Here is a 12,474-nt window from a genome sequence, read left to right as displayed (position 1 = left end):
GATGCAGGTATAAAAAAGCGGCTGTTTCCAGCCGCTTTTTTCAGGGGGATGTTATGCGTGGTCTTAGAAAATCAGGTGAGCCATCAGCGCGATAACCGGCAGGGTGACCAGGGTACGCAGAATGAAGATCACGAACAGCTCCCAGGCCTTCACCGGGATCTTGCTGCCCAGCAGCAGAGCACCGATTTCAGACATATAAATCAGCTGTGTTACAGACAGTGCTGCAATCACAAAGCGAGTCAGATCACTCTGGATTTCCGTTGCCAGAATCGAAGGCAGGAACATATCAGCAAAGCCGACGACTATGGTTTTAGATGCTTCAGTTGCTTCCGGAATCTGCAGCAGTTCCAGCAGCGGGATAAAGGGTTTACCCAGCCAGTCAAACACAGGTGTGTTCTCGGCAACCAGCAGCGCCAGTGTACCTATGGCCATGACAACAGGCAGGACACCGAACACCATATCGACAGCGGCTTTGACACCGTCATTGACCACTTTGCGCAAACTGGTGACTTTGTTGGCGCGCTCAAAGGCTTTTTCCAGACCGAAGCTCAGCACAGTGTGGCCGTTAGGCAGGGCATCCATGTTGGCATCGGCCGGGGTACCGCAGACAAATTCATCACGCTTACGGCTCAGAGGCGGCAGGCGCGGAACAACAATGGCAGCCACCACACCCGCCAGACATACAGTGGCGTAGAAAGGCAGGAACATGTGTTCCAGGTTAACCTGCGCGATCACAACCAGACTGAACGTAATGGAAACGGCAGAGAAAGTGGTACCAATAACCGCCGCTTCACGCTTGGTATAGAAGCCTTCTTCATACTGTTTGCTGGTCAGCAGGACCCCGACACTGCCGTCAGCCAACCAGGATGCCATACAGTCGATAGCTGAGCGCCCAGGCAAGTTAAACAGCGGGCGCATTATTTTGGTCAGCATTGCTCCGAAGAATTCCAGCAGACCAAAGCTCGTCAGCAAAGGCAGGAAAAAGCCCGCACACAGGAAGACCGCAAACAGCACGGGCAGCAGGTCGTTCAGTACCAAGCCGCCGGTATTTCCGTCAAAGATAGCAACCGGACCGACTTTAAAAAACGTCAGGATGGCAAAGGTCGCACCCAGTAATTGAACGATGTACCAAGGCAGGCTTGGCTTAAACAGATTGGCAATAAAAGGTTTACGTTCAATAAAACGGGGTTTGATGAGGCGAACCAGAGTCGAGCAAAGCGCCGTCAGGGTAATGACGGTGGTGACGATGGCCGTCAGGCTACCTTCAAACAGGTTCTGGATTGCTTTTGCCATTAAGGCAATAGGGATGGTTATCTCTCCACCTACGGTGATTGGTGCCATAAACAGCAGCACACCGATGAATGATGGCAGAATAAACATGAGCCAAGGCGCTTTACGCTTGTTTGCGCCAGTTATCACTTGTTCTGACATGATTGACCTTTAAGTAACTGATACAACGTGTTTTTGTGCTGAGTCGAGTGGTTCTTCCCAGCATGAACATGCAGTTATTATTAATATAATCGTGTCGGAGGTTACATTTTTTATCACTGCAATGGAATACTTCTCTGAAAGAATCATCTAATTATGCATTGTAAATTAGACGTTATGATAAGTTACTCACGTTTAACAACGATATATCTTGCATTACAATTTGCGCTGGTATTACACATCGGCGGGATTTGTGCAGCACTTCACTGTTATTGACATTGTCATTGTTAAGCGTAAAGCCGCTTATATAATGGGCGCTTCTTGATGACTTTTTTGACAAATTCACGGCAAAAAAATACTAATACTTATGAATATTAAATTGCAGGGACTCACACTGGCAGTGGCTACGGCTTTGTCAGTCAGCACATTTTCCGCTCAGGCAGCGGTAAACGGTGCAGATGCACGCAGCGTGGCGATGGGCGGCACAGGTGTCGCGTCCGCCAGTTATCTGACAGCCAGCTTTTATAACCCGGCGTTGGTGGCACATTATAATAAGACCGATGATTTTGGCGTGTTATTGCCAGCGGTGGGGATCAGTATTCATGATCCGGACGAGCTGAATCAGAAAGTGGAAGATTTCCAGGATGTTAATGACGAACTGGAAATGGCGATAGATAATAGCGGCGGCAGCCCGGTTTCTGATTCCCTGGTCAATGAATGGAAAGCGGCACTGATGGGCATGGATGAGGGCAAACTCAAGGCTGACATCAGTATCGGAGCGGCCGTTGCGGTGCCGAACCGTTATCTGAGCATGAGCCTGTTCACTCAGGCGCAGATTGTCAGCCTGGCTCAGGCCAACATTGATCCTGATGATTTGGCTGGTGTGGATGGCTCGAATCCGCCGGATCTCGACAATCTTCAGTCTGATGTGCTGGGGATTGCTGGTGGCATCGTCGATGTCGGTTTAACCATGGGTAAATCTTTCGAATTACCTACTGTCTCCCTGCCGGAGCAGAAGGTGTCTGTGGGTATCTCACCTAAGATTCAACAGCTGATTGCCGTGAGCTTCCAAAACACTGTCAGCCAGTTTGATAACAGTGACTTCGAATTTGAAAACGAATATCAGGATGATACGGCCTTCAACCTGGATATCGGTCTGGCTTACCAGCCGATCCCAACAGTAACTCTAGGGTTCAGTGGCCGTAACTTGTTTAAGCAGGAGCTGGAAACCAACACACCGGAATCCCCCGCAGGCCAGCCAGGCAAATTTACCAGTAAGACTTTGCTGGTTGAGCCTAAATACACTCTGGGTGCTGCATACAGTAACAGCTGGTTTACCGCTGCCGCTGATGTGGATCTGACTGAGCAGAAATATTTCAAAGAGTTTGATCTGGCGACGCAATATGCACGGCTGGGTATGGAATTGAATGGCTGGGACTGGGTGCAGTTCCGTGCCGGTTACAGCTTGAGCCTGACTGATTCTGCTGAAGATACCATGAGTGCCGGTATCGGCCTGAGTCCGTTCGGCGTGGTTGCGGTTGATCTGGCATTGCAATACGGCCAGGACAACAATTATGGTGCGGCCCTGCAGTTCGGCTTTACTATGTAATCACCTGGAAAAGTATAGTGCTCACCCCGTCATAAATTTGGCGGGGTGTGTATATGATAAATAGATTGATTACATGTAATCATGGCAGTGGATCAAATAACAGAAATAATCTGAATGAAGTTTTCACAATCCTTTGAATTAAAATATAAAAATAATTTCTGATTTTTTGATATTAATTAGAATTCCCCAGAATATTAGCTAACCTCATAAGCAATGAAGTTAATCTTCATTTAACTGCTAAATAACAAAATAAATAAAGAATCGATCTTTATTTTTATCGTCTCCGGAATTTTTAATCATGCTTTTCATTCGGTTAACTTATTTTTCAGCGAATAGCACGGTTAAAAGGGGGCTCACAAAAAAATATGAGGAACAACGTCATGGCAAATATTAATAAAGTCGAAATCGTCATCGACTGCGAAGCAATTGAAAATGGTGCACAGGGCTATCAAGCCGTTCAGATGTTTGCTGATCCCAGTCTGGTTATCGATAATTCACAGGGTTCTTATGAACTGAGCATTAAGGTCAATAACGGCGATGTGATTCGCTGGTCTGCGTTTCCGAAAGTGAGTGTTTCGGAAGATGGCAGTCATTATTCAGTTCTTATTGACGCTGAACATGAATGGAACAGTACTTTGATCAAAGGCTGGTCGGCGTATCAGGGCAATACACAAGTCTATGTCTATCAGGAAGACGGTATTCCGATGAATGACAGCGTTAACGTACCATTTGTACGCCAGACGGCCTACATGCCGTATGTTCAGGCTGAAGCCACACTGCCAGGTCGCCCGAATCCGGGTACTCAGCAAAAAGCGGCGTATACATTCTGGGTACAAGTCTTTAAAGATGATCAGCTGATTAAAGAAATTAACTGGGACCCATATGTGACTGCCATTCAGCCATAATTTTTTTTATAGCACCCAATAGCGAGCGTTATTTTCTCTTGCTATTGGATCTTATCTAGTCTTTATTTATTAAAGCATTTCATCTTTAAGCGGTTTTCATCACAATTACTGCAGCGATAACCACAAAAATACCTGTCCAGCCAAGCGGTGAAAGTCGCTGTTTAAACAAGACAGAGCCGCCAATGGCGGTGCCCAGAATGCCTATGGCGCCCCATGACGCATAAGCCACCGCCAAATCAATCTCTTTGACGGCCTGAGCCAGCAGCGTAAAGGCACACAAGACCAGCGCGATAGACAAGCCTCCCCAGAGTTTGTGCTTAAAGCCGTTTGAACGGGTCAGCGCCATGTTGGCGGCAATATCGACCAAAGCCGCCAGCACCACAAAGCCGAAGGACAGGGTAAAGAACTGACTCATGATCGGCTCCTTGCTGAGGTTGAGTGCGGTATTGAAGACTTAGCCTGGGTGGCACGGCAGTCTGGCTGCGCTTCACCCAACGTCACCATTACAATACCTGCCACGGCTAAACCCAGGCCAAGCAGTTCCTGACTGTTCAAATCGGCCTTGAACACCAGCAGTGACACCAGAGTGATCAGGGTAATACCCAGCCCCTCCCATATCGCATACGCTACACCTATGGCAATTCTCTTCGCCGCCAGCGACAGGAAGTAATAAGACACAGTGATCAATAGATACATGACCGCATAACCCCAGAGTGCGTCTTGCTGGCCGAGCAGATTCATGGTGCTGGTACCGGCGACTTCAGAGGCGATAGCCAGTAGCAGAAAGATTCGTGCAAGAAACATCATTCACCTTTAAATGAATTTAATTAAATGCATAACATTGAAGGACATGAAATCCCGCCAGCAGGGAGAAAAACGCTGAAACCGTACTTTTGTTGACTGTGCAGTAAAATGTTATGGAGTAAGGCTAGAGTAGCCCGCGATATTGGGCCTGGACAGGTAATTGAGATATTCATTTTTGAATATCTCTTAGTGGTTCAGAGTGGGTGTTTGAACAGGTTCTTTACAATACGATGTAAATGCTGGTGCATCGGGTGGTTTCTGTTGGTTTGTAAAAAACCGCCTGAGATAACAAAGTCGCTGAATTCCCGGTTGACAGCAGGCATAGGGTAGGCCACCAGATCCGGAAAAAGCCGGATGGAGCTTTTGCTGGCGTACATGATGGCATCGGTATTGAGCAGCATCTCGGCTGCGACGCGTAAACTGTAGGTTTTGAGCAGTACGTTCGGCTGATAGCCCATGCGCTGATATTCAGACTCCACGGTACACAAAGGATTGTACGAAGCGGGGGCCGGCAGAGACACAATCGGCAACTGCGCGACCGCCTCCCAGTCGTTGCTGTCTTTATCCAGCGACAGGCTCGGGTGGTTATGCCGGGCCAGTATCATCCGCTTTTCCGTAAACAGCGGGCGCATATAGATGTCGTTCGACAGCTCGGTTTCCTGATCCAAAATGCAGTAATCATGCATGCCTTCGAGCATTTCACCCTGGCTGTTATTGTTCCAGCTGGAAAAGGAAAACGTCGCGCGGGGAAAGGCCTGGTAACAGCCGCTCAGCAGGCGCGCTCCCTGCTCGTCGAGCAGATACGGATCGATGACCAGTGAGAGCTGGCCGTCATACGCCAGGGCACTGAAATCCTCAAACTCGTGCAACACCTTGGCAATGGGCGCCAGGATGTTGTCGAACTCTTCGGCTAAGCGCAGCGCCATCGGAGAGGGCTCCACACCGTGCGGCTTGCGCACGAACAGCGGGTCGTTGAACGTGGTCTTTAATCTGGCCACACCACGGCTGGCACTGGGCTGAGAGATCCCGAGCTGCGCCGCCGCGACTTTAATACTCTTATGATCAACCACCGCCTTGAGCAAGCGCATAAGATTGAGATCCAGTGTATCGAGCTGATGGGCCATGCAGACACCTGATAGATCAACAGAAAAAGTGATTTGATGATTGTAATGGGTTGCGGCGTTCTGGTCACGGTGACAATCCGGCTGGCGTTATTTTGGCACCAGAAAGTGCGGTGAGTGGCTGTGACATTGAGCGCAAAACAAGATAAATAGTTGTATTGCCAGCAGCAACTGTGAATTTGCCGGCTGTTTACGACATAATGCCAAATGCGCATAACCGGCGTACTGCTTAAAATAGGGCCATTTTTGATCCCAACGGTGCTTTCTTCATGTCGTCCGATATCAAACCGACCAAACGTTTTGTCAAAGCCGCTTATCAGCCACTGGATGAGCGAATTTACAGCTCTAAACCTGAACCGGTTCCAGAGACAGAGCCTGTACCTGAATATGCCTATTCTGTGGCATTTGCTTGCCGGCCGGCGCTGTACCGACAATACGTCAAACCTTATCTGTCGCTGCAATTAAATCAGTCTGAGCAAGAAGGCCCGCTCACGCAATGGTCAGAGAAAGCGCAGGGTCAGCATACTTATGTGTCGTGCGAAGTCAGGAAGGATGAAGAAAAGTCACTGCAGGTAAATTGGCGAACCAGCCCTTTGGTGAGTTTTGGAGTGGATGCTGTCCTGCCGCACGACAAGTCTGCCGCAGTGATTCAGGAAGCCTTTGTGCCTGTTCGCCCGGCGATTCAGATGGGAGAGCAACTGGGCCTGCCGACCAAAGGCTACCTCTATCACTTTCTGGCAGGCAAACTGATCAGCGAATACCGTTGTATGGGGGAAACCTATCCGCGTTTTCAGGTTACCCAGAGCCGTGCGGAGGCCATGTATCCTGAGCCCGCGATTGATCAACCGCTCGAATTCATCCTTGCCCTCTGGCAGCGAAACGGCCAGACGGTTCAGGATCAATACCTGCTCTATAGTCAGGAAGCACTGACTGACGATGCCATTAACAGTGTCGATACCGCCTTTCTGGATCAACATGGTGTGAAGCTGGACATGCAGCAGATTATCCCGCTGACAGAAAATGGCGGGCAACGTAAAAAGCACACCGTGGTTGAGGGAGAGACCTTATCCGGTATCGCAGACCATTATCAGATGACGCTGGAATCATTGTTGTCACTCAATCCATTCTGGCGTGATAACAAAACACACCTGAGCATTGGCAGTCAGGTTTACCTTGAGTCGGTGGGGATTTACACCCATGGTCAGGACACACGTTACCCGGCTTCTGCAATGATGCTGGGAGACGGCGTTTTCGCCATCAGCAATCAGTCGCAGGGCTGGGTCGACTTTCCTGTGGTGAAAGTGGCTGAAGCGGAAGCAGGTCAGTTTACGGCCCTTTCCCCGGTGCGTTACGCCATTGATGCACGTAACGAAAAAGGACAGGGCTTGCACCCCGTTCAGGACACAGAGGTGTTTTCCGGGGGGATTTTTCAGTCAGCAGAGATACCCTACACCCTGCGTCAGATCCGTGACGGCTGGCTGTATGCGCTGCATCCGCTGCCAGAATCGGAAGCGTGGCAGCTGGAAGAATACAAGATTGAGCAGGGGGAGTTTCGCCGGGTAGAAGGCCACACGGCGCAAGCACGCGCAAAGGCGGAGCCTCAGCAACCGAAAAGCCATATTCTCTGCGCTACGGCGAGTCCGTATTACCTGGCCTATTCCGTGAAGCGCTGGACAGATCGTATCTGCGATTTTTATCTCACCGATGCACAGGCCCGCGACAACTGGCTGCGCAAAGTCGATCTGAATGAATCGGGTCAGCATACTCATCGCGCTGATGTCGCCACGGTGGAATGTGCTGTTGCCGATGTGAACGTCGAAGGGCTGGATCCTTTTGCCGGAACCTGCGCGCCGCTGACAGGTGAGCCCGGCAAACCGAACGATTTTATTCATGTCCCGCCGAAAAAGACACTGGCCAGTTACACCTATCAGGCACCGTCAACACACGGACAGCAGATAGTGGCTCTGGACGATCCGCTGGCCGACCTGAGCGATCTCTATTTTGCCCTGCTGGAGCCGGTACTGACCACCACGCCCGATGAGCAAACCCACCGCAAAGTGGTGCTGGCAGAAGCCATTCGCTCCATGGTTCGGGTGTCGATCCCGCAAGATAAAATGCCGGTAATCCAGCCGGAACAGTGGCTTGATTTTGAAAGCGCACTGGATACCTGTCTGGAATATCAGTATCAGATACCCGTACTGCACACGGGACCAGATAATACTTTGTCAGCCAGGCTTGAGCTGCTTAACCAATACAAACAGGCCAGTCTCAAGGCGCAGGCCAAGCTGGAAGCCATGGGCTTTTTCGGGGTTGAAGACTATGTGCAGGAATATACCGAACGTCGAAAAGCCCACTCACAGGTAAACTGGGACGGGCTGGATACCTTTTATAAAGCCTATCTGGCGTCGCAGGCGGGCGCGTATGCGGCGATCCCCGGCGCCTTTGACCGGCTGTTAGCCGCCTTGCCCACACTGGGTACTGAGCCGATGCGTCTCGGGCTGGACATGCTGTACAGCGATCACATGGCTTATCTGATGGAACTCTTCGGGGAGATCCTGCCTGCGCTCAACAGCAGCGCCAGCGATGACGCCATGCAGCAGAAGCTGGCCGAGGCGCTGGTGCAGGAGACACCGGATAACCTGATGGCACTGGCCACCTCATTTTTCTCGGCGGAGTTCTATACCAAAGCCGATGAACTGGTGAAAGAAAGCGATGTGCTTGATCTGCAGCGTGAGTCTGTCCCTGTGACAGGTGTGGTCGCCGGTCTTAACAGCGTGCTGGGTTTTGGGCTGGGGACAGAATCGGCACTTTACCAAAAAACCTTATCCATGACGGTGCCGCTGGGCGGTTTGATTGACAGTGCCATTGAAGCGGTGAAAAAAACGGCAGGCATGGGATTCCAGAAGGGGTATTTTACCTATTTAGGGATCACCATGAAAAAAGGCGGCTTTCGCGGTGGCTTCAATGTCGCGGCGATGACTTGGAGTCTGGAACAGATCTCTCAGGGCAAAATCGGCCAGAATCCGGCGTTTGAGCAGACCCGTCAGGCCTTCCGTCAGCGCTTTAGCGGTGCGGTCTCAGAGTGGCAATCGCTGGATGAGCAGCTCAGGCGGATGCCTGCCGACTCACCCAAGCGGGCAGCGCTGGAACTGAAGCAGCAGAAAATGGAAACCCGTGTCGCCCGGATGGTCACCGAGGCACCTGGGGTATACGACAGTTTCAACGGCGCAAAATTGCAGGCGTTCAACAGTATTCTGGACAGGGCCAATCAGGGGTTCAGTCGGCTCGGTCGGTTGGATTTTATTGTGGCGTTTCTTAATGCCATTAACGTGGTCGCCCAACAATACGCAGTGGAAGACACGCTTGCCTCCACACCCAATGCCGACGTGAATACCCAGCGTCATGTGGTGGGTTTCAGCACCGCCTGGCTGATGCATGCCACCAGCGAGATCTTCCGCGGGCTGGCATTTGATAGGGTGAAGCAGAACTCAGATTTACTCAACGAATCAATTAAGAACATAGTAAAAAATGCTGATGGAGATTTTACTGTTGCAGACGCAAAGTTAGCCAAAAGTTATCTTCAGCGCTCCATGCTGGCAGGCATGCTGGGCGTTGTCGCGGCAGGGTGGGAAGCCTATATAACCTGGCAGGATGCTGAGAAAGCTGACTTTATGATGGAAAAAGGTTTGCTGTATACCAAATTTGGGATACTGGCAGGGCAAGGAGGTGTTTGGGCTTGGTTAGCTATTCGAGGGTTAGCATCTTCAGCGGGTAAACTTGCAGTCGGAGCAGCGCTCCAAGGCTGGATGGTCGCAGCCTGGTTTTGGTTAGGGGTCGCTTATCTGGCCGTCTCTGTAATTTTGAATACCTTGCAACAATCACCGCTGGAGAATTGGTTGCGTAAAAGTATTTGGGGAAAGGAGTATAAAGGGGACTGGAGTGCAGAAGCAGAATACCAAGCTTTATTGCAAATTCTCAACCAACCCCAGATACAGGTACTGATAAAAAAATCGAAAAAATTATCAGGTCAGGTTGCTTCCCCGTATGCTCCTTTGCCTTTTAAGTTTATGCAGCAATTGAGGCTCACATTTCCGCAACAGCGCTATGGACAAACTGTTGAAGTTGGTGTCGCTGTGTCCGGGAAGAGGAATCAGGAAGTGTATATTGGTTATCACAAAACCACAGAATCGGTACCTTTCAGTTATCAGTTGAATGCCTTAGATATGGCACAAGGCTGCTGGAATCATGATGCACATAATATGCCAACTTTAATACTCAATATACCAATATGGATAAATTCAACCGATATTGTGAGTGTTTATACAACAGTCAAAAATAACAATCCGTTTGCTGAATTAAAACAGTCTGTACAAAGTTATAAATATCAGCTCCAACCTAAAACAATGTCAGAGAAAGAGCTGATGAATGATGCTAAAACAACAGATTTAATCGGTCAGTTGATGACTCAAGTGAAAATAGAGGAAGTATGAATACTGCAGTGTCTTTACCTGAATGCACGGAAGAGTATAAGCAACAACAGCGTCAGAAAGTGCTGGACTCCGAGGTGGTGCATGAATGGGAGTGTATACTACGTTCAACATTAAAACCTTATACACCCATAATTATGTCAGGTATTTTGAGTGTCATGTTTGGTGTTTTTTATTTTTTAAGTGGTGACTTTCATTTAATTTATTTTTGGGCGTTTCTCATGCTGGTCATGGTGCCTGTCAGCTATTTTCTATTTGATGTCGACTACAACTACAAGGGCCAAATCACTCCCAAAGGCATCATTGTTCAGAAAACAGAACGGGTGCCGGAAATCTTCTACAAGGCAACGCGGGGTATGGCCTATATCGGCATTGTGGTGTGCGTGATTGCCGCCCTGATGGTCGGGCCGCTGGCCTTTGTCGGTGCAGGGGCTTTTGCCTTGCTGTCGTTTAAAATGACAGGATTTCAGAAGCAGCCAGAAGTGTATGTTCGTTCCTTTTTAAAGGGGATCCCTTGTCGAATCAGACGTTCTGAAATGCCGTACCAATACGAAGTTCAACAATTTTCCAGTCACTGTAAAAGTTTAAAAGACTTAAATGACAATGCTGAGCAGCTAAGGTGCTTTCATCGGTGGACAATTAACTGCACCGCAGAGCAGGAAAAGGAAGTTCTTTCTCAGTTATCCCGATTTGTTGAATTCGAGAATAAAGTGTGATGATTGAGTTAACCCATAATATTCAGTCTGTACTGAAGAGTGCAGCGGTATGACCACAACAGTATCTTTACCCGAATACACGGAAGAGTATAAGCAACAACAGGGTCAGAAAGTGCTGGAGGCCGAGGTGGTGTATGAATGGGAGTGTATACTACGTTCAACATTTAAACCTTATACACCCATAATTATGTCAGGTATTTTGAGTGTCATGTTTGGTATTTTTTATTTTTTAAGTGGTGACTTTCATTTAATTTATTTTTGGGCGTCTCTCATGTTGATCATGGTACCTGTCAGCTATTTTCTGTTTGATGCCGACTACGACTACAAAGGCCAAATTACCCCCAAAGGCATCATTGTTCAGAAAACAGAACGGGTACCGGAAATCTTCTACAAGGCAACGCGGGGCATGGCCTATATCGGCATTGTAGTATGCGTGATTGCCGCCCTGATGATCGGGCCGCTGGCCTTTGTCGGTGCAGGGGCTTTTGCTTTGATGTCGTTTAAGATGACGGGCTTTCATAAAAAGGTCGAAATTGAGGTTATTCCATTCATTTTAAGTCATCAATATGAATATGAAGGACGAGAACAAGACCCAATCTATCAGTACTCAGTTTTTGCTTACTATTATGATGTGCTCGATTTTGAGAGAAATAATAATCTTGAATATTGGGTGAAGATCTATTGTCAAGTAGAACAATTCCCTGAGGTAGACAAGATTATTCGCCAGTATATTGATGTAACAAAAGAGAGGGAATGCTTTGGTGAAGCACGGTAAGGATATCGAATCATGGTGACAACAGTATCTTTACCCGAATACACGGAAGAGTATAAGCACCAACAACACCAGCAAGTACTGGAGGCTGAGGTGGTGCATGAATGGGAGTGTGTCTTGCGAACCAAAGTTAAGCTTTTAAGCACGTTAATACTGGGTGGGCTGGGAGGTGGGTTTGTCGGAGTTACTAACTACTTTCATCCAGATCTCGTCGCGCTGCTTTTATGCGGGGGAATGGTATTAATTTTTCTGCCAATTATTTATTTTTTGTTTAATGCCGACTACGACTACAAAGGCCAAATTACCACCAAAGGCATCATTATTCAGAAAACAGAACGGGTGCCGGAAATCTTCTACAAAGCAACACGGGGAATGGCCTATATCGGCATTGTAGTGTGCGTGATTGCCGCCCTGATGGTCGGGTCGCTGGCCTTTGTCGGTGCAGGGGCTTTTGCTTTGATGTCGTTTAAGATGACGGGCTTTCATAAAAAGGTCGAAATTGAGGTTATTCCATTCATTTTAAGCCATCAATATGAATACGAAGGACGAGAACAAGTGATCTGATCCACTAACTCTGGACACTTAGCTAAGCACTGTTCTTCAATTCAAAATTCTCAGGGCTGAGATAGCCA

Annotated in this window: 10 protein-coding genes; 6 read left to right on the top strand and 4 right to left on the bottom strand. The window is 48.7% G+C overall.

What is annotated here, in order from left to right:
- Positions 1-63: 63 nt before the first annotated feature.
- The gene (locus Q4491_RS20335) at positions 64-1,431 is read right to left on the bottom strand and encodes a YjiH family protein (protein WP_237796421.1); all 1,368 of its coding nucleotides are present in this window, start codon (positions 1,429-1,431) and stop codon (positions 64-66) included.
- Positions 1,432-1,795: 364 nt separating this feature from the next.
- On the opposite strand from Q4491_RS20335, the gene traF reads away from it, so the two are divergent.
- Together traF and Q4491_RS20325 are read left to right on the top strand one after the other, a co-directional pair.
- Positions 1,796-3,037 (top strand): conjugal transfer protein TraF, encoded by a 1,242-nt coding sequence (traF, locus tag Q4491_RS20330; protein ID WP_303460437.1) that lies wholly within the window; start codon positions 1,796-1,798, stop codon positions 3,035-3,037.
- 380 nt (positions 3,038-3,417) lie between these two features.
- Complete coding sequence (locus Q4491_RS20325; RefSeq protein ID WP_192016078.1) at positions 3,418-3,942, top strand: AidA/PixA family protein; 525 nt, start codon at positions 3,418-3,420, stop codon at positions 3,940-3,942.
- A gap of 85 nt (positions 3,943-4,027) precedes the next feature.
- Here the strand turns inward: Q4491_RS20325 and mdtI are convergent, their stop codons facing one another.
- The 3 genes from mdtI to Q4491_RS20310 form a co-directional block, all read right to left on the bottom strand.
- Complete coding sequence (mdtI, locus tag Q4491_RS20320) at positions 4,028-4,357, bottom strand: multidrug/spermidine efflux SMR transporter subunit MdtI (protein ID WP_192016077.1); 330 nt, start codon at positions 4,355-4,357, stop codon at positions 4,028-4,030.
- On the bottom strand, positions 4,354-4,746 hold the full coding sequence (locus Q4491_RS20315; RefSeq protein WP_218384620.1) for an SMR family transporter: 393 nt from the start codon (positions 4,744-4,746) through the stop codon (positions 4,354-4,356). Before Q4491_RS20315 ends, mdtI begins: the two co-directional genes overlap by 4 nt.
- 194 nt (positions 4,747-4,940) lie before the next feature.
- The gene (locus tag Q4491_RS20310) at positions 4,941-5,870 is read right to left on the bottom strand and encodes a LysR family transcriptional regulator (RefSeq protein ID WP_303460432.1); all 930 of its coding nucleotides are present in this window, start codon (positions 5,868-5,870) and stop codon (positions 4,941-4,943) included.
- 266 nt (positions 5,871-6,136) lie between these two features.
- Here Q4491_RS20310 and Q4491_RS20305 point away from each other — a divergent pair, with 266 nt between their 5' ends.
- From Q4491_RS20305 to Q4491_RS20290, 4 genes are read left to right on the top strand one after another with little or no spacing between them, the layout of a single operon-like run.
- A complete protein-coding gene (locus Q4491_RS20305) occupies positions 6,137-10,357 on the top strand; it encodes a toxin VasX (RefSeq protein ID WP_303460430.1) in 4,221 nt (1,406 codons plus the stop codon).
- Positions 10,354-11,070, top strand: coding sequence for a hypothetical protein (locus Q4491_RS20300; RefSeq protein ID WP_303460428.1), 717 nt, complete (start codon positions 10,354-10,356; stop codon positions 11,068-11,070). Before Q4491_RS20305 ends, Q4491_RS20300 begins: the two co-directional genes overlap by 4 nt.
- A 49-nt stretch (positions 11,071-11,119) precedes the next feature.
- On the top strand, positions 11,120-11,845 hold the full coding sequence (locus Q4491_RS20295; protein ID WP_303460427.1) for a hypothetical protein: 726 nt from the start codon (positions 11,120-11,122) through the stop codon (positions 11,843-11,845).
- Positions 11,846-11,857: 12 nt separating this feature from the next.
- The gene (locus tag Q4491_RS20290) at positions 11,858-12,406 is read left to right on the top strand and encodes a hypothetical protein (RefSeq protein ID WP_303460424.1); all 549 of its coding nucleotides are present in this window, start codon (positions 11,858-11,860) and stop codon (positions 12,404-12,406) included.
- Positions 12,407-12,474: the final 68 nt, after the last annotated feature.

The sequence above is a fragment of the Photobacterium sp. 2_MG-2023 genome, assembly GCF_030547675.1.
Taxonomy (GTDB): Bacteria; Pseudomonadota; Gammaproteobacteria; order Enterobacterales; family Vibrionaceae; genus Photobacterium; species Photobacterium arenosum.
This window is presented reverse-complemented; position numbering and strand designations above follow the sequence as displayed.